At 68.6% G+C, this 16,589-nt stretch carries 16 protein-coding genes; 7 read left to right on the forward strand and 9 right to left on the reverse strand.

Features of this window, described 5'->3' with window-relative positions; all coding sequences use genetic code 11:
* Positions 1–14: 14 nt before the first annotated feature.
* The 6 genes from uraD (FDA38_RS19870) to FDA38_RS19895 all read left to right on the forward strand — a co-directional run bounded on the left by uraD (FDA38_RS19870) (position 15) and on the right by FDA38_RS19895 (position 8,754).
* Complete coding sequence (gene uraD / locus FDA38_RS19870) at positions 15–1,943, forward strand: 2-oxo-4-hydroxy-4-carboxy-5-ureidoimidazoline decarboxylase (RefSeq protein ID WP_137255602.1); 1,929 nt, start codon at positions 15–17, stop codon at positions 1,941–1,943.
* On the forward strand, positions 1,940–3,379 hold the full coding sequence (locus FDA38_RS19875; protein WP_137255603.1) for a xanthine dehydrogenase small subunit: 1,440 nt from the start codon (positions 1,940–1,942) through the stop codon (positions 3,377–3,379). The genes uraD (FDA38_RS19870) and FDA38_RS19875 overlap by 4 nt, the downstream gene beginning before the upstream one ends.
* On the forward strand, positions 3,376–5,715 hold the full coding sequence (gene xdhB, locus FDA38_RS19880) for a xanthine dehydrogenase molybdopterin binding subunit (RefSeq protein ID WP_137255604.1): 2,340 nt from the start codon (positions 3,376–3,378) through the stop codon (positions 5,713–5,715). The genes FDA38_RS19875 and xdhB overlap by 4 nt, the downstream gene beginning before the upstream one ends.
* Positions 5,703–6,569: a xanthine dehydrogenase accessory protein XdhC gene (gene xdhC / locus FDA38_RS19885; protein ID WP_137255605.1), complete on the forward strand. Its 867-nt coding sequence runs from the start codon at positions 5,703–5,705 to the stop codon at positions 6,567–6,569. The genes xdhB and xdhC overlap by 13 nt, the downstream gene beginning before the upstream one ends.
* Entirely contained in the window at positions 6,566–7,846 is a 1,281-nt protein-coding gene (gene guaD, locus FDA38_RS19890; RefSeq protein WP_137255606.1) for a guanine deaminase, read from the forward strand. Before xdhC ends, guaD begins: the two co-directional genes overlap by 4 nt.
* Before the next feature lie 92 nt (positions 7,847–7,938).
* On the forward strand, positions 7,939–8,754 hold the full coding sequence (locus FDA38_RS19895) for an AfsR/SARP family transcriptional regulator (protein ID WP_137255607.1): 816 nt from the start codon (positions 7,939–7,941) through the stop codon (positions 8,752–8,754).
* A gap of 53 nt (positions 8,755–8,807) precedes the next feature.
* Here the strand turns inward: FDA38_RS19895 and FDA38_RS19900 are convergent, their stop codons facing one another.
* From FDA38_RS19900 to FDA38_RS19935, 8 genes are all read right to left on the reverse strand, one after another.
* Positions 8,808–9,536: a helix-turn-helix domain-containing protein gene (locus tag FDA38_RS19900; protein ID WP_137255608.1), complete on the reverse strand. Its 729-nt coding sequence runs from the start codon at positions 9,534–9,536 to the stop codon at positions 8,808–8,810.
* Between the two features lie 77 nt (positions 9,537–9,613).
* Positions 9,614–10,957 (reverse strand): 8-oxoguanine deaminase, encoded by a 1,344-nt coding sequence (locus FDA38_RS19905; protein ID WP_137255609.1) that lies wholly within the window; start codon positions 10,955–10,957, stop codon positions 9,614–9,616.
* A 2-nt stretch (positions 10,958–10,959) separates the two neighbouring features.
* Positions 10,960–11,865: a factor-independent urate hydroxylase gene (gene pucL, locus FDA38_RS19910; RefSeq protein WP_137255610.1), complete on the reverse strand. Its 906-nt coding sequence runs from the start codon at positions 11,863–11,865 to the stop codon at positions 10,960–10,962.
* Positions 11,866–11,869: 4 nt separating this feature from the next.
* Positions 11,870–12,187 carry a hydroxyisourate hydrolase gene (gene uraH / locus FDA38_RS19915; RefSeq protein ID WP_137255611.1) on the reverse strand — a complete coding sequence of 106 codons (318 nt, stop codon included), beginning with the start codon at positions 12,185–12,187 and terminating at the stop codon, positions 11,870–11,872.
* Positions 12,184–12,678, reverse strand: a complete 495-nt coding sequence (gene uraD / locus FDA38_RS19920; RefSeq protein WP_137255612.1) for a 2-oxo-4-hydroxy-4-carboxy-5-ureidoimidazoline decarboxylase — start codon at positions 12,676–12,678, stop codon at positions 12,184–12,186. Before uraD (FDA38_RS19920) ends, uraH begins: the two co-directional genes overlap by 4 nt.
* Positions 12,679–12,769: 91 nt before the next feature.
* Positions 12,770–13,162 carry a helix-turn-helix domain-containing protein gene (locus tag FDA38_RS19925; protein WP_137255613.1) on the reverse strand — a complete coding sequence of 131 codons (393 nt, stop codon included), beginning with the start codon at positions 13,160–13,162 and terminating at the stop codon, positions 12,770–12,772.
* Positions 13,155–13,394, reverse strand: a complete 240-nt coding sequence (locus FDA38_RS19930; protein WP_130445744.1) for a thiamine-binding protein — start codon at positions 13,392–13,394, stop codon at positions 13,155–13,157. The genes FDA38_RS19925 and FDA38_RS19930 overlap by 8 nt, the downstream gene beginning before the upstream one ends.
* A 9-nt stretch (positions 13,395–13,403) precedes the next feature.
* Positions 13,404–14,591, reverse strand: coding sequence for a DUF6986 family protein (locus FDA38_RS19935; protein ID WP_137255614.1), 1,188 nt, complete (start codon positions 14,589–14,591; stop codon positions 13,404–13,406).
* Positions 14,592–14,702: 111 nt separating this feature from the next.
* On the opposite strand from FDA38_RS19935, the gene FDA38_RS19940 reads away from it, so the two are divergent.
* Positions 14,703–15,467 carry an IclR family transcriptional regulator gene (locus FDA38_RS19940; RefSeq protein WP_137255615.1) on the forward strand — a complete coding sequence of 255 codons (765 nt, stop codon included), beginning with the start codon at positions 14,703–14,705 and terminating at the stop codon, positions 15,465–15,467.
* 486 nt (positions 15,468–15,953) lie between these two features.
* On the opposite strand, the gene FDA38_RS19945 is transcribed toward FDA38_RS19940, so the two are convergent.
* Positions 15,954–16,577, reverse strand: a complete 624-nt coding sequence (locus tag FDA38_RS19945; RefSeq protein WP_137255616.1) for an NADPH-dependent F420 reductase — start codon at positions 16,575–16,577, stop codon at positions 15,954–15,956.
* Positions 16,578–16,589: the final 12 nt, after the last annotated feature.

A 16,589-nucleotide genomic window follows, 5' to 3' on the forward strand; every position in this document is an offset into this window, starting at 1 on the left:
AGGAGCGTGTCCCGATGAAGGCAGTCCTGCGACCCAGTAGCCGGCAGACCAGCCGCCACCCCGTCGACCAGCTGCTGCCTCCGGGCAAGCTGGCGGTGTACGGCGCCCAGCACGTGCTGGCGTTCTACGCCGGAGCGGTGATCGTACCGATCCTGCTCGCCAGCGCGATCGGTCTCAGCACCGAGCAGCTCATCCACCTGATCAACGCCGACCTGTTCACCTGTGGCATCGCCTCGATCATCCAGTCCGTCGGGTTCTGGAAGGTCGGCGTCCGGCTGCCGCTGCTGCAGGGCGTGACGTTCACGGCGGTGTCGCCGATGATCGCGATCGGCCTCGCCGCGGGCGGCGGGACGGACGGGCTGCTGGTGATCTACGGCGCCGTACTGGTCGCCGGTCTGGCCACGTTCTTCATCGCACCGTTCTTCAGCAAGCTGATCCGGTTCTTCCCGCCGGTTGTGACCGGCTCGGTGATCACGATCATCGGCCTCGCGCTGCTGCCGGTCGCGGCCGGGGACGCGGTCGGCGGTGCGGGTCCTGATGCCGCGCCGACCAGCGGGAAGAACATGGCCTACGCGCTGGGGACGCTGGCCTTGATCGTGCTGATCCAGCGGGTCTTCAAGGGCTTCATGGCGACGATCGCCGTACTGATCGGCCTGGTGGCCGGGACCCTGGTGGCCTGGGCGTTCGGTGACGCACACTTCGGCGCTGTCGGGGACGCCGCGTGGGCCGGGGTCACGACGCCGTTCTACTTCGGCTGGCCGAAGTTCTCGGTGGCGGCGATCATCTCGATGGTCGTGGTCATGCTGATCACCGCGGTGGAGACCACCGGTGACGTGTTCGCGACCGGTGAGATCGTCGAGAAGCGGATCGGCCGCGAGGACATCGCCCGGGCGCTGCGGGCCGACGGCCTGGCGACCACGATCGGCGGCGTCTTCAACTCGTTCCCGTACACCTGCTTCGCCGAGAACGTCGGCCTGGTCCGGCTGACCCGGGTCCGCAGCCGCTGGGTGGTCGCGACGGCCGGCGCGATCATGATCGTGATCGGGCTGCTGCCGAAGGCCGGCGCGATCGTGGCCGGCGTACCGCACCCGGTGCTGGGCGGCGCTGCGCTGGCGATGTTCGCGACTGTGGCCGTGGTCGGATTCCAGACCCTGACCAAGGTCGACTTCCACGACCATCGGAACGTCGTCATCGTCGCGACCAGCGTCGGCCTGGCCATGTACGTCACCGCACAGCCGCAGGTCGCACAGGCCGTGCCGGACTGGGCCGAGATCATCTTCGGCAGCGGCATCACGCTCGGCAGCCTGACCGCGATCTTCCTGAACATCCTGTTCCACCACGTCGGCAAGAACTTCGGCCCGGCGGTCGCGGGTCAGCCGGGTGACACGGTCCGGCTGGACCAGGTGAACAAGATGACCCGCGAGGAGTTCGTCGAGACGTTCGGTGGGCTGTTCCAGGGTCCGCGCTGGGCCGTCGAGCGTGCCTGGGACATGCGGCCGTACGCCGACACCCACGCGCTGCGACGTTCTTTCCAGGAGGCATTGTTCTCCGGCTCGCGCGACGAGCAGCGCGATCTGATCCAGGCATACCCGCAGCTCGGATCGCAATTCGTTGCCGACGGCCTCAGTGGTGAGGCGTCGCTGCGGGACCAGTCGGACAAGGGGCTGACGTTCCTCGGCGATCCGGAGCGCGACCAGCTGGCCGCGATCACGTCGGAGTACGAGCAGCGGTTCGGGTTCCCGTTGGTGATCTCGGTGCGCGATGCAGAGTCGTACGACCGGATCGTCGAGCAGGGCCGTGAGCGGCTGGGCAACTGCGAGAACCAGGAGCACGCCGCCGCGCTGCTCGAGATCGCGAAGATCGCCGGCTACCGGTTCGACGACTTCGTGTCCGATGCCAACCCGATCCACAGCGCACGAACCCGTTGGAGCAGCAACCGATGACTACCCAAGCCCTGCGCGCCCCGGCTGTGACGGTGAACGGCGAGCTCACCGCTCTCGGCGACATCCCCGTACACACGACGGTGCTGGACTGGCTGCGCGACCGCGGCCTGACCGGTGCCAAGGAAGGGTGCGCCGAGGGCGAGTGCGGCGCGTGCTCGGTCCTCGTAGCCCGGGCCGGCACCGACACCCCGACCGAGTGGACCGCGGTCAACGCGTGCCTGCTGCCGATCGCGTCGCTGGACGGTCAGGAGCTGATCACGTCCGAGGGCCTCGGCTCGCCCGAGGCGCTGCACCCGGTGCAGAAGGAGATGGCGGTTCGCGGCGGTTCGCAGTGCGGTTACTGCACCCCGGGCTTCGTCTGCAGCATGGCCGCGGAGTACTACCGCCCGGGTCGCACCTGTGGCGGGGACGGCGACCATGAGCACGGTCCGAACGGCTTCGATCTGCATTCGTTGAGCGGGAACCTCTGTCGATGCACCGGGTATCGCCCGATCCGCGACGCGGCCTACGCGCTCGAAGACCCGCCGGAGAACGACGCCTTCGCAGTACGCCGCACCTCGCCGCCGCCGGCGCCGGCACCCACCGGCATGACGTCACCCGAGGGCGAGTTCATCAGGCCGGCATCGCTCAACGAGGTACTGACGGTTCTGGGTGATCGGAACGATGCGGTGATAGTTGCCGGCTCGACCGATCTGGGCGTGCAGGTGAATATCTTCGGGTCCCGTCCGTCGCTGACCATCGCGATCGACCGCCTGGAGGAGCTGCGTGAGTTCAGCTTCGGGGAGGACGAGGTGCGGCTGGGTGCGGCGCTGACGTTGACCGAGATCGAGCGGCGGCTGGCGGGCCGGGTGCCGTTGCTGGGTGAGATGTTCCCGCAGTTCGCGTCGCGGCTGATCCGGAACGGGGCGACGATCGGCGGGAACCTGGGGACGGGATCGCCGATCGGCGACACACCGCCGGCGCTTCTGGCGCTGGATGTTTCGTTGGTGCTGGCATCGAGTCGCGGCGAGCGGACGGTTGCGCTCAGCGACTACTTCACCGGGTATCGGCAGACCGTGAAGGCTGCCGATGAGCTGATCAGGACGATCGTGATTCCGTTGCCGTTGGCACCGATGACCGCGTTCCACAAGATCGCCAAGCGGCGCTTCGACGACATCTCCAGCGTCGCGATCGGGTACGCCGTCGACGTACAGGACGGCGTGGTGCGGGACGCGAAGATCGGGCTCGGTGGTGTCGCGGCGACCCCGTTGCGCGCCCGGGAGACCGAGGCCGCGCTGGTCGGGCGGCCGTGGAGCGAGGAGACCGTGCGGATCGCGGCGGCCGTGATGGCAGCCGAGGGTACGCCGATGGACGATCACCGCGCGAGTTCGTCGTACCGCTCGGCGATGCTCGGGCAGTCGTTGCTGCGGTTCTACTTCCAGGGGGTGGCGTCATGAGCTCGTTGTCGGAGCGGCCGCTCCAGCCGGTCGTCGGGGTGCCGATGCCGCATGAGAGCGCTGCGCTGCATGTGACCGGAACTGCTTTATATACAGACGATCTGGTGATGCGGACGAAGGACGTGCTGCATGCGTGGCCGGTGCAGTCGCCGCACGCGCACGCGCGGGTGACTGCGTTGCGCGTGAAGCCGGCGTACGACGTGCCTGGTGTTGTGCGGGTGCTGACGGCGGACGACGTACCTGGGGTGAACGACGCCGGGGTGAAGCATGACGAGCCGTTGTTCCCGGGTGAGGTGATGTTCAACGGGCATGCGGTGTGCTGGGTGCTCGCGGACACGCTCGAGGCTGCGCGGCTCGGGGCGTTGGCGGTGGAGGTCGAGTACGAGCCTCTCGCGTCGTTGGTGACCGTTCGCGAGGCGATCGATGCGGGGAGCTTCCAGGGCATCGGGCGGCATCTGGAGCGGGGCGACGTCGAAGGTGCTCTGGCCGGGGCGGCGCATGTGTTCAGCGGGGAGTTCGAGTTCGCCGGCCAGGAGCACTTCTACCTGGAGACGCACGCGGCGTTGGCGCTGGTGGACGAGTACGGGCAGATCTTCGTGCAGTCGAGTACGCAGCATCCGTCGGAGACGCAGGAGATCGTCGCGCATGTGCTCGGGCTGTCCAGTCATTCGGTGACCGTGCAGTGCCTGCGGATGGGCGGCGGGTTCGGCGGCAAGGAGATGCAGCCGCACGGGTTCGCCGCGATTGCGGCACTGGGCGCGACGTTGACCGGGCGGCCGGTGCGGTTGCGGCTGAACCGGACGCAGGACATGACGATGTCGGGTAAGCGGCACGGGTTCCACTCGTCTTGGACCGTCGGCTTCGCTGATGACGGTCGGCTGGTTGCGCTGGACGCGACGCTGACCGCGGACGGCGGGTGGAGTCTCGATCTGTCGGAGCCGGTGCTGGCGCGGGCGATGTGCCACATCGACAACGCGTACGAGATCCCGCATGTGCGAGTGGACGGGCAGATCGCGCAGACGAACAAGACGTCGCAGACCGCGTTCCGCGGGTTCGGCGGGCCGCAGGGGATGCTGGTCATCGAAGACATCCTCGGCCGGTGCGCGCCGCTGCTCGGGTACGACGCGTTGGAGCTGCGCCGGCGCAACTTCTACCAGCCGGGCGACTCCACGCCGTACGGGCAACCGGTGCGGCACGCGGATCGGCTCGAGTCGTGCTGGAGCCAGGTCATCTCCGGTGGCGAGATCGATGCGCGGGTTGCTGAGATCGAGGCCTTCAACTCGGCGCATGAGCACGTAAAGCGCGGGTTGGCGATGACTCCGGTGAAGTTCGGGATCTCGTTCAACCTGACTGCGTTCAACCAGGCTGGTGCACTCGTCCACGTTTACAAGGACGGGTCGGTGCTGATCAACCACGGCGGCACCGAGATGGGGCAGGGCCTGCACACGAAGATGCTGCAGGTCGCGGCCACCACTTTGGGGGTGCCGTTGGCGCGGGTGCGGCTTGCGCCGACGCGGACGGACAAGGTGCCGAACACGTCCGCGACTGCTGCTTCATCCGGTGCGGATCTGAATGGTGCTGCGATCAAGAACGCGTGTGAGCAGATCCGGGAGCGGCTGGCGCAGGTCGCCGGTGGACGGCTCGGGATCAGTCCGTCCGACGTGCGGTTCGTCGACGGCGACGTACGGGGGTTGTCGGGCGACCGGGTGCCGTGGAATGAGCTGGTCGGCATGGCCTACATGCAACGCGTGCCGCTGTGGGCGGCCGGGTTCTACCGGACCGAAGGCTTGCACTGGGACGCGAACGCGATGCGCGGCGAGCCGTTCAAGTACTTCGCGTACGGCGTGGCGGCGTCCGAGGTCGAGGTGGACGGGTTCACCGGGGCGTACACGTTGCGCCGGGTCGACATCGTCCATGACGTCGGCGACAGCCTGAGCCCGCTGATCGACATCGGCCAGATCGAGGGCGGATTCGTGCAGGGCGCGGGGTGGTTGACGCTCGAGGATCTGCGCTGGGACGAGTCGACCGGCGACCGCCGCGGGCGGTTGGCGACCCAGGCGGCCAGCACGTACAAGCTGCCGAGCTTCTCGGAGATGCCAGAAGTCTTCAACGTCCGTCTGTTGGAGAAGGCCCACGAGGAAGGCGCGGTCTACGGCTCGAAGGCCGTCGGCGAGCCGCCGCTCATGCTCGCGTTCTCGGTACGGGAGGCCTTGCGCCATGCCGCAGCCGCCTTCGGCCCCGCCGGCACCAGCGTCGACCTGCCATCTCCGGCTACGCCGGAGGCGGTCTACTGGGCTCTTGAGCGCGCACGGGGTGGGGTCTCATGGAATGGCTGAAGGCGCTCCAACTGTTGCGGTCCGGGCGTCGGGCCGGCGTGCTGGTGACTGTGATGTCTGTCCGTGGGCATGCGCCGCGCGAAGCCGGGGCCAAGATGGTTGTTGCTGCTGACAACGTCTGGGCGACTGTTGGCGGCGGCAACCTTGAAGCGCTGGCGATCGAGCGCTCGCGGGAGATGATCGCGGACGGGATCACGGTTCCTGAGGTGTTGACGGCTGCGTTGTCGGACAAAGCGCCGTACCAGCACGGGGTGCAGTGTTGTGGTGGAGAGGTGAAGCTGTTGCTGGAACCGTTGCCTGTGGTGCCTTCGGTGGCGATCTTCGGAGTCGGACACGTCGGGCTCGAGCTGGCGCGCATCCTCGCGCGACACGACATCGAGCTGCATCTTGTCGACTCGCGGTCGGACCAACTGACCGCGGCCCGGCTTGCTGTCCTGGATGACGCCGTCGCACAGGTGCACGTACACAACGTGCCCGTGCTCCCGGAGCTCGTCGTCGGCGAACTGCCGCCCGGCAGCCACGTCGTCATCATGACCCACGACCACGCCGAGGACGCCGCGCTTTGCGACGTTGCCATCCGCAACGACGCGCTCGCAACGATCGGCCTGATCGGGTCCAGCGCCAAATGGACCCGCTTCCAGCGGAAACTCGCCGAGGACGGCAACACCCCGGAAGCGATCGCCCGGATCACCACACCTATTGGCATTCCGAGCGTGACCGGCAAGGAGCCGGCCGTCATCGCGGTCAGTGTTGCCGCCTGGCTGCTCGAACGTTGTACCGCCGACCGGCATCCCGCGTCGGCCCACCCTGCCGAGCGTCGCCCCGCCTCGGCTCATCGTGAGGCGAAGGCATGACTATCTTCCGTGGCACGTTCATCGACACGCCGGAGAACCCGTTCAACGGCGGGAACCTGCGCGTGGACAGCGACACGGGACTCCTGGTCCAGGACGGCGTGATCGTTGCTCGCGGCCCCTTCTTGGAGATCCGGAGCGCACACCCCGCCGAGCAGATCGTCGATCTGACCGACGGCGTCGTACTCCCGGGCTTCGTCGACACCCACGTGCACTTCCCGCAGATCCGCGCCGTCGGCGGCCTCGGCCTGCCGCTGCTCGAGTGGCTCGACCGGTACGCGCTTCCTGAGGAGGCGCGGATGGCGGACGTCTCGTATGCCACCGGGGTCGCGAACGAGTTCGTCCGCGGCCTCGCCGCGGCCGGGACCACCTCGGCGCTCGTCTTCGGCGCGCACTACTCCGACGCGGTCGACGCGCTGTTCAACGCCGCGTCCGGCGTCGGTCTGCGCATCACCTCCGGCCTGGTGCTCAGCGACCGCCTCCTGCGGCCGGAGCTTCTCACCACCCCGGTCCGTGCGTACGCCGAATCGCTCGCCCTCGCCAACCGCTGGCACAACGTTGGCCGCAACCGCTACGCCGTGACTCCCCGCTTCTCGCTCTCCTGCACCGACGACCTCCTCGCCACCTGCCGCGAACTGATGGACGCGATCCCCGGCGCCCTGTTCACTTCACACGTGAACGAGAACGAGGCCGAGATCGCGTCGGTCGCCGACCTGTTCGGTGGCGCCGACTACGTCACGACGTACGACAGGCACGGCCTGGTGGATCGCCGTACGGTGCTCGCCCACAACGTCCACCCGACGGACGTGGAGCTCAAGGTGCTGGCCACGAGCGGCGCGACCGTCGCCCACTGCCCGACGAGCAACGCTGCGCTGGGTAGCGGCCTGTTCCCGCTGAGCCGGCACCTGCAGTACGGCGTACGCGTCGCTCTGGGATCCGATGTGGGCGCCGGCACGGGATTCTCGCTGTTGAAGGAGGGCCTGCAGGCGTACTTCTGCCAGCAACTCCTCGCCGACCAGGGCCGCCCGCTGACCGCAGCCCACCTGCTCTACCTGTCCACCGCCGCCGGCGCCGAGGCCCTGGACCTCCCGCATGTCGGCCACCTGAGCGTCGGCCAACACTTCGACGCGCAACTCCTCCGGCCCGCCGACGGCTCACCGTTGGCCGTCGGCCTCACCCATGCCGAAGACACCGAGGAAGCGCTGGCCCGCATCTTCACCCTAGGAACCCCGGCGGACGTCCAGGCGGTCTGGATCAACGGCACCCTCCTCCACTCGTGACCGCCGTGATGGCGAGTCGACGCCAAGCGGACCAGCCGGGGCGAGCTCCGGCCTAGGTTGAGGCGCGTCGCCAACTGGGGGAGGTAGAACGCGTGCGATTCCAGGTGCTCGGTTCGCTGAACGTGCTCGACGACCATGGCGTACCAGTGCTCGTGACCGCTCCGCGGTTGCGGTTGCTGCTGGCAACGCTCCTGGTCTGTGCTCATCGGGAGGTGCCGGTCGCGGAGTTGGCCGAGGTGCTCTGGCCGGTCGACCAGCCCGCGTGCCCGCGGGACGCCGTACAGACCTACGTACGTCGGCTGCGCGCTCTCGTCGGCCGCAGCCGGATCGAGACCGGGCTGGTCGGGTACCGCATCCGGCTCCGGCCGGCTGAGCTCGACGCGGCAGGGTTTCGCGCCGCGGTCGAGCAGGCTCGCTCGACGGACGACCTGGCGTGCAGGACCGCAGTTCTGGAGGGAGGACTGCGGCTCTGGCGCGGAGCGCCGCTCGAAGAGTTCGCCGAGGTGCCGCTGGTGCGAGATGCCGTCGCGGGATTGACCGACGAGTGGCTTGCCGCCGTCGAGCTGTCGATCGCGGCCCGCCTCGAGCTCGGTCGCCACCATGATCTGGTTCCGGAGCTCCGGGCGTTGACGCGCGCCCACCCGGCGCACGAAGGGCTGTGGGGCCACCTGATGGTCGCGTTGCATCGCACCGGCCGGCAGTCCGAGGCGCTCGCGGCGTACGACGACCTGGCCGGGAATCTCGCTACCGAGCTGGGCATCGATCCGGGGCCTGGACTCCGCGACGTCCGCCAGTCGCTGCTGACCGGCCGGCTAGCTGATCAGGTCAGATGTCCTTGCTGCTCATCGGGAATCTCCTTGTCGCCCGGAGTCCGTCCGGTCGCGGCGGGCGCGGTGCGCGTCCACTGAGATCATGAGTCAGGCCGCCGTCAGCTCGCCGTCATCGTCTGACGGTCAGCTGCTCAGAGCCAACCGCGGCGAACCGCCTCGGCGCCGGCCTGGAAACGGTTGCGGACGCCGAGCAGCGTCAACAGCTCCCCGACACGGCGGCTGTAGGTGCGCGCGGACAGCCCGAGACGCGATGCCGCGACCTCGTCGGTCGCACCCGATGCCAGCGCCGGCAGGATCGCGGCCAGGTGTGGTGGCGGCAGATCGCGTTCCATTCCCTCGGGCTCCGCCCCCTCGTTCCACAGTGTCTGGTGCACCGCGACCAGGGCGGACACCACACTCGGATCCCGGATGATCTGGAAGCCCTCTGCGAGGACCGCCGAGTTCAGCGGCAGCAGAGCCGTCTGCCGATCGATGATCGAGAGCTTCAGCGGTACGACGTCGACGACCCGCGCCTCACCACCGGCTCGGTACACGATCGCACCGAGCTGCTGGTCGGCCAGGATCCCCGCCCGCGACGTCACCTGGCGTACCCGTGCACCGCGACCGAGGGCGGCGCGAAGCGTGGCTGGACCCCGCTGCTGGATCGGATCCGGTACGTCGTGAGCGAGCAGATAGCTGGTGTCGTCGAAGCTCAGGATCTCTTGTCGCGCCTGCGAACGCAGCTTCGTGATGCAGTCCCAGAGCGACGACTGCGACCCGCGCAGAGTCTGCGCGGGCGCGGCAACGCCGAGCCGGACCCGACGTTTGCCCTGGTCCAGGGCATGCGAGACCCGAGCGTACGGATCGCGCCGGGAGGCCATGTCCCCATTCTGACCATGGCGACCGGGTCATTCGACTGATGGCGAGTTCTCGCCATCAGCAGCTCGTCCTGCCGGGTTCAGGCCGTCAGGTTGTGCTGAACTCGGGCTGTTTCGTCGGCCAGAGAATGCTCGTCGACCGTGCGGACGGCGCCGCGCTCGACTACAGGGCGGCCGTTGACGAGGAGGAGGTCGAGGGGCGGAGGGGTGCTGAGGACGAGTGTGGCGATCGGGTCGGGGATGCCGGCGTGCGGGAGGGTGTTGAGGTTCCACACGGCCAGGTCGGCAAGCTTGCCCGGCTCGAGGGAGCCGATGTCGTCCGAGCGACCGAGGATGCGGGCACCATTAAGCGTCGCCATCTCCAGGGCGGCGCGGACGGTGAGGGATTGCGGTCCGCCGCGGGCTCTGGCGAAGAGCAGCGCGTGCCGGACTTCTTCGACCAGGCTGCCGGATTCGTTGCTCGCGGCACCATCCACGCCGAGTCCCACAGGAGCGCCGGCCGCGCGGAGGTCGGCGGTGCGGGCGATGCCGGCGCCCAGGCGAGCGTTGGAGCTCGGGCAGTGGGCCACGCCGGTGCCGGTGCTGCCGAGGTGCTTGATCTCGGCGTCGTCGAAGTGGATGCCGTGGGCGAACCACACATCGTTGCCGGTCCACCCTAGTTGGTCGGCGTACTCGAGAGGCGTGCAGTTGAACGTCTCCCGGCACCAGTCCGTCTCGTCGGTGGTCTCGGCGAGGTGGGTGTGCATGCGTACGCCGCGACGCCGGGCCAGCTCGGCCGATTCGCGCATCAGTTCGCCGCTCACGCTGAACGGCGAGCACGGCGCGACCACGATCTGCAGCATCGAGTCCGGCGACGGATCGTGCCAGCGGTCGATCGCGGCCTCGGTCGCGGCAAGGATCTCGTCGCGGTCCTCGACCACGGAGTCCGGCGGCAACCCACCGTCCTTCTGACCGCGATCCATCGACCCACGAGCGGGATGGAACCGTAGGCCGACCTCGGCGGCCGCAGCGATCTCGGCCGCGAGCAGGTCGCCACCTTCGCGCGGGAAGACGTAGTGGTGGTCGGCTGCGGTGGTGCATCCGGTCCGTGCGAGTTGAGCGAGCGCGGCCCGCGCAGCGACGTACACGGTCTCCTCGGAGATCCGCGCCCAGACCGGGTACAGCGTCGTCAGCCATTCGAACAACGTCGCGTCGGCGGCGAGACCGCGCGTCACCCATTGGTACAGGTGCTGGTGCGTGTTCACGAAGCCTGGTGTGACAAGGCATCCCGAGCCGTCGATGACCCGGGCATCGTCGTAGTGCGGCGCCGGACCGGGGCCGACCGCAACGATCTGCTTGCCTTCAACAACGACATGCCCGGCGAACTCGCGCCGGGACGGATCGAGGGTCGCCACGTAGGCGCCCTCGATCACGATCCTCGACATGGTCAGCAGAACCCTGGTACGGCGTGCCAGGCGCTGCCCGCGTCGCTCGCGTCGTCGCGGGTCACGGTCGCCTCGATCAGACCGTACGGGCGGTCCGCGGCGATGAAGACCTCGCCCGGGTTCTCGACCCCGAACGGCGACAGGTCGACCAGGAAGTGGTGCTTGTTCGGCGCGGAGAACTTGATCTCGGCAACCTCCGGGTGCTGCTCGAGCACGGCCTCGCCCATGCCGTACAGCGTCTGCTGCAACGCAAGGCTGTGGATCGTGGCGAACCGCGACAGCAGTAGCCCCTTGATCCCGTCGTACGACTTGTCCCAGTCAACGTCGGTGTGGTCGTAGCGCCAGCGCGCGACCAGCGATGTCGCGAGGATCCGGTCGTTCGTCTCCGGCAGCGTCGTGTACTTGTCCTTGAGGAACCCGTGGAACTCCGACCCGGTCGACTTCAGTACGACGAGATCGCTGATGCCCGACACGACGTAGGACTTCCGCTCGTCGCCGCGGCGCTCGACGTTCACGACCGTCGTACGCACGCCGCCGCCGGTCCGGACGAACGAGTGATCATGGTCCTGGCCGTCGACCTGGATCCGGTCCCAGGCGTACTCCTCGACCTCGATCCGCGCGCCCTCGGCGGCCGGCGAGGCCTCGAGGAAGTGTGCGCCGAGCGTCAGCGCGTAGTCCTCGATCGCGCCGACGCCCTTCTCCTTCGCGAACGCGAACGCGGTGTTCTTCTGCGTGTCGGTCGGCAGTACGTCGCTCTGGTCGCCGGTCGTGTGCGCGGCCTCGAAGTTGCCGCGCAGCGCGGTCGAGACGTTCAGGTCGCGGATCTGGTGGCGGGGCGTGTCGCGGTAGATCCGGACAACGCGGCTCTCGGCTTTGCCGTACTGGTTGGCGCCCAGGTGGATGGCCATGGGGTCAGCTCCCTCGGTAGGTGGAAAACGCGAACGGGCTGAGCAGCAGGGGGATGTGGTAGTGCCGCTCGTCGGCGACCGTGAAGGTCACGGAGACCTCGGGAAAGAAGCTGTCCTGACCGGTCGCGGCGGCGTACGACGCGACGTCGAACCAGAGCCGGTAGATGCCTGGGGCAAGCACCGGGACGAGCTCAGCGATCCGACCGTCCTCGTTGGTCGCACCGGTCGCGAGTACGACGTCGTCCTGGTAGAGCCGCACCGGAACACCCTGCGCCGGTCGACCCAGCGCAGTGTCGAGCACATGCGTGCTGAGCGAACTCATGCGTCCACCACCTTGGCCAGCCGGAGCAGCGCGATCTTGCGCAGCTCCTCGTGAACGATCCTGGCCTCGGTCGCCTCGTCGTGCATGAGACGCTCGCGGAGGCTGGTGAGCATGTCCTGCGCGGACAGCCCGGTCGCACAGATCAGGAACACCCGGCCGAACCGCTCCTCGTACTGACGGTTGCCTTCGGCAAGCTCTCGCCGGGCGCCCGGGTCGTCGCCGACACCGGACTGCTCGTTCCGCGACCAGGACGCCTCGGTGCTCACACCCTGCGGCCGGTCACCGATCCGCGGGTGCGCCTGGAGTGCACGATCGACCTCGTTGTCGTCGAGCTCCCGCAGCGACTGGTCCGCGACCGCGGTCAGCGCGGCGACGTCGCCGTACGGCCGCTTGGCCAGGATTCCCTCGACCCACTCGGGTACGTCGCAGCAGGCCGCCAGGGCCGGCCGGAGCCGGTCAGCCGGAGTGGAGTTGAACTCCTCCAGGTCCACGGATCACACACCTTCTCGAATCCCGAAATCGACTTTCCGTATGACGAGAGCGTGACACCCGGCTCGTCCGTCGTCAACAGTTTGTTGAAAATCAGCGAGCGCGGTTCAGGTAGTTGTAGACGGTGAAGCGCGTGACGCCGAGCGCCTCGGCCACGATCTCGGCCGACTTCCGGAACTCGAAGGCGCCACGGGCTTCGAGCATGAGGACCGCCCGCTGCTTGTCGTGGCGGGAGAGCTGGTCGAGGGGGCCACCCAACTCGTCCGCGACCTCCGCCAACAGGCCCTGGACGCCGGTCGAGCCGGTGGCGGCGGGGGCGCCGGCTGGGCTGCTGACGGGGGCGGGTAAGCGTACGGCGACGACCGGCTCCCCCTCCCACACCAGCGGGATGTCGTCGGCGCGGGCGTCGCCCGGCGGGACGAGCTGCGCATTCAGCCGCTCGACCAGTGGCGTGATCGCGTCGACGAGCGGGTGCTGCTCAGGCATCGCGCCGTACCTGCAAGGTCACCTGGCTCGCGCCGCCCGCGAACGCCGCCTCGAGAACCTTCGGGAGCGCTGGCAGCAACAGATGCTGCTCACCACTCACCTGCGTACCGAGCGGCCCGAACTCGCAGTCGAGACCGGCCTCCTCGGCCGCCCGCAACGCCTCGGTCGCATGCGCGGGCGGCGAACCCTCGACATCGAAGGGCTCCGTGGTGAACTCCGCAACGAGTCTCATGTCGCGAGGCTAGCTCTCCGGCACCGCCCTGCGCGCCAGCTTCGCGAGACCAGTGGTGTCGAACTCCGTCTCGTCGATCGCGCCGCACTCGATGCCACGCAGTACGAAACCGGCGAGCGCGACCGCCGTGGCTGGCTCGTCGAGGTAGCCGGACTCGCCGTGGCCGAGGTACGCACGCAGCCGGCGAGCGGCCTGGTCGAAGCCCTCCCGGTAGGACAAGTACGTCGCCGCGAAACGGGTCGGGAGCTGGGCGGGATGCATGTCCCAGCCCTGGTAGATGCCGCGGGCGAGCGAACGCCGTACCAGCCGGAAATGCAGCCGCCAGGCATCGTGCACGGCGTCGCCGACCGGGAGAACGTTGGTCGATCCATCGGATACGAAGACGCCCGTGCCGGCCGCGGCCAGCTGCATCACGTCCTTGGCGTGGTCCGCGACCGGGTGCTCCATGCTCTGGTACGCCGCCGCGATGCCGAGCGAGGCCGAGTAGTCGTACGTGCCGTAGTGCAGCCCGGTGACGCGATCGCCGCCGGCCTTGACCATCCGGGCGATCAGCGCGGTGCCGTCGGCGCCGAGGATCGCCTGCGGAGTCTCGACCTGGATCTCGAACTTCAGCCGCGGTACGCCGTACTGCTGCTCGAGCGTCTCGAGTACGAGCACCATCGCCTCGACCTGCTCGACCGAGGTCACCTTCGGGAGCGTGATCACGAAGCCGTCGGCGATCGTGGCTTCTTTCAGGAACAGGTCGAGGGTGCGAACTGCGCGGCGGCGGGTCGGCGCCTCCAGCGACTTGATCCTCAGACCGTAGAAAGGGGTCCCGGGGTTGGCACGAGCGGCTGCGATCGCGGCGGCATCCTCTTCGTCGTCCGGGCGGTTGCCGTAGCCGTCCTCGAAGTCGATCCGCAGGTCCTCGATCGGTTCGCGCTCCAACTTCGCGCGGACCCGGTCGTAGACGTCGTCCGCGAACTCGGCCGGGAGGTCCAGCACCTTCGCGAGGTCCGCGGCCGATCCGCCGTACTCGTCGAGTGCCGCGCGCGCCTGCGCACCCCAGTCGCCGACGGTGCGTACGTCGTACCGATCGGCGGGCACGTACACGGTGTGGATCGGCTGGCGAACGCCGCGATCGCCTCGATAATCGGCAGCAAGCGCCGCGTCCGCGGCGGCAAGGCGCCGGTCGAGCTCAGCCAGCAGGTCGTCCATAGGGCCTCCTTTTCCGTATTGTGGAGGCTATTATCTACTGTGCGGAAGAGACAAGAGCTGGCGTTTCCGCGATCTGGCGCTAAACTTCCGTCATCCGGAAAGGCGGTCTTCATGGCGGAGACGAACGGCAGCAAGGGCCGTACTGGCAGTGTGCAGTCCATCGAGCGCGCCTTCGGGCTGCTCGAGACCATGGCCGACGCGGGCGGCATGATGGGCCTGTCCCAGCTGGCCACGGCCTCCGGCCTGCCGCTGCCGACCATCCACCGACTGGTCCGAACCCTCGTGGACCTCGGCTACCTCCGTCAAGAGCCGTCCCGGCAGTACATCCTCGGCCCGAAGCTGATCCGCCTCGGCGAGAGCTCATCACACATGCTGAGCGTGTTCGCCCGCCCGCACCTCGCCCACCTCGTCGACGAACTCGGCGAATCCGCCAACATGGCAATGCTCGACGGCGACCAGATCGTGTACCTCGCGCAGGTCCCGTCGCGACACTCGATGCGGATGTTCACCGAGGTGGGGCGGCGCGTCCTCCCGCACTGCACCGCCGTGGGGAAGGCGATCCTGGCGCAGTTCCCGGAGTCGGAGGTGCGCGAGTTGCTGCACCGCACCGGCATGCCGAAACACACCGACAACACGATCACAACCGCCGACGCCTTCACCACCCAACTCCACCAGGCCTCCGACCACGGCTACGCAATGGACGAAGGCGAACAGGAGGTCGGCGTCCGCTGCGTCGCGGTCGCAGTCCCCGACGCCCCAAGCCCGCTGGCCATCTCCATCTCCGGCCCCGCCGGCCGCATGACCGAAGACCTCGTCGAACGAGCCGTCCCCCTCCTGACCCAAGCCGCCAAGTCGTTGTCCGAAGACCTGCATTAGGTACTGCGGTTTGCCCGCACGGATGTAGCCAGCCCTCGCGGTGCTACGCGCGACTCCTTCGTCGCCGTGCTACGCGCCGCCCCACCCACCCCCGGGCTTATCGCCCGGAGCATCCCTTCCGGCTATCGCCGGACCTGCAGGCTATCGCCCGCACCCGTGCGCGCTGGCGCGCGAGTGACCGCCTGGTGGTGCGGCCGGTTCGTACCTGTCGAGGTGGCTGCGACGGGCCCCGCCGTGGTGTGGGTTCGTACGCGGCGAGGTAGCCGCGGCAGTCCGCAGGTCCGGCTGCCCGCATCCACCTCCGGGCTCATCGCCGGGACCTTCCGGGTGCCGCCGGACCTGCGGGCTACCGCCCGCACCCGCGCGCGCTGCCGCGCGTGCGAACGCCTCGTGGTGGCGCGGGTTCGTACTTGTCGAGGTGGCTGCGGCTCGGCGCGCGTGGACTCTCTCGACTATGGGGGCCGCGGCCTACCCCCGCGCGAGGGATCACCCGTTGAATTCGTTGACGCCGAGGGCGAAGTTCCAGTGGCCGATGCCGTTGCGGGCTAGGCCCATTGTGATCAGGCCCATTCCTTCGAGCCAGTGGGACATTTTGAGGGCGCCGACGTCCAGTGGGCGTAGTCCGAGGGTCTCGATGAATGCCCCTACCCGCGCCTTGGCGTCCGCGTCGTCGCCGGCGAGGAAGACGTTCGGGCGGCCGTCTTCCAGGACGTTGCGGAAGATGGTGTTGAAGGCCTTCACCACGCTGGCGCCGGCCGGGGCAACCTTGGCGGCTTCCTGCGCGATCGAGGTCTCCTCGCCGTGCGCCAGTCCGTCGAACATCGCGTTGAACGGGTTGCTGATGTCGACGATGACCTTGCCCGCGAGCGCGTCGCCGTACTCGGCGACGACTGGCACGACACCGTCGTACAGCAGGGCCGTGATGACGATGTCCCCGGCCGGTACGGCGCCCCACCTGCCCGCTGTCGCGTCGCCGCCCAGAGCCTTCGCCAGGTCATCGGCCTTGGACTGGTTGCGTCCCATGACCTCGACGGTGTTGCCGCCCGCCAGCGCGAGCGTGCCGATGGTACGGGCCATGTTCCCCGTACCGATGAGCGTGATGCTGTTCATGAGGTGTGCTCT

It is taken from the genome of Kribbella jiaozuonensis (assembly GCF_005233875.1).
Lineage (GTDB): Bacteria > Actinomycetota > Actinomycetes > Propionibacteriales > Kribbellaceae > Kribbella > Kribbella jiaozuonensis.

Excerpts from the sequence above, each read along its gene's own strand:
- uraD (WP_137255602.1), top strand. The coding sequence starts at position 15 with ATGAAGGCAGTCCTGCGACCCAGTAGCCGGCAGACCAGCCGCCACCCC.
- FDA38_RS19875 (WP_137255603.1), top strand. The coding sequence starts at position 1,940 with ATGACTACCCAAGCCCTGCGCGCCCCGGCTGTGACGGTGAACGGCGAG.
- xdhB (WP_137255604.1), top strand. The coding sequence starts at position 3,376 with ATGAGCTCGTTGTCGGAGCGGCCGCTCCAGCCGGTCGTCGGGGTGCCG.
- xdhC (WP_137255605.1), top strand. The coding sequence starts at position 5,703 with ATGGAATGGCTGAAGGCGCTCCAACTGTTGCGGTCCGGGCGTCGGGCC.
- guaD (WP_137255606.1), top strand. The coding sequence starts at position 6,566 with ATGACTATCTTCCGTGGCACGTTCATCGACACGCCGGAGAACCCGTTC.
- FDA38_RS19900 (WP_137255608.1), bottom strand. The coding sequence starts at position 9,536 with ATGGCCTCCCGGCGCGATCCGTACGCTCGGGTCTCGCATGCCCTGGAC.
- FDA38_RS19905 (WP_137255609.1), bottom strand. The coding sequence starts at position 10,957 with ATGTCGAGGATCGTGATCGAGGGCGCCTACGTGGCGACCCTCGATCCG.
- pucL (WP_137255610.1), bottom strand. The coding sequence starts at position 11,865 with ATGGCCATCCACCTGGGCGCCAACCAGTACGGCAAAGCCGAGAGCCGC.
- uraH (WP_137255611.1), bottom strand. The coding sequence starts at position 12,187 with ATGAGTTCGCTCAGCACGCATGTGCTCGACACTGCGCTGGGTCGACCG.
- FDA38_RS19925 (WP_137255613.1), bottom strand. The coding sequence starts at position 13,162 with ATGCCTGAGCAGCACCCGCTCGTCGACGCGATCACGCCACTGGTCGAG.
- FDA38_RS19930 (WP_130445744.1), bottom strand. The coding sequence starts at position 13,394 with ATGAGACTCGTTGCGGAGTTCACCACGGAGCCCTTCGATGTCGAGGGT.
- FDA38_RS19935 (WP_137255614.1), bottom strand. The coding sequence starts at position 14,591 with ATGGACGACCTGCTGGCTGAGCTCGACCGGCGCCTTGCCGCCGCGGAC.
- FDA38_RS19940 (WP_137255615.1), top strand. The coding sequence starts at position 14,703 with ATGGCGGAGACGAACGGCAGCAAGGGCCGTACTGGCAGTGTGCAGTCC.
- FDA38_RS19945 (WP_137255616.1), bottom strand. The coding sequence starts at position 16,577 with ATGAACAGCATCACGCTCATCGGTACGGGGAACATGGCCCGTACCATC.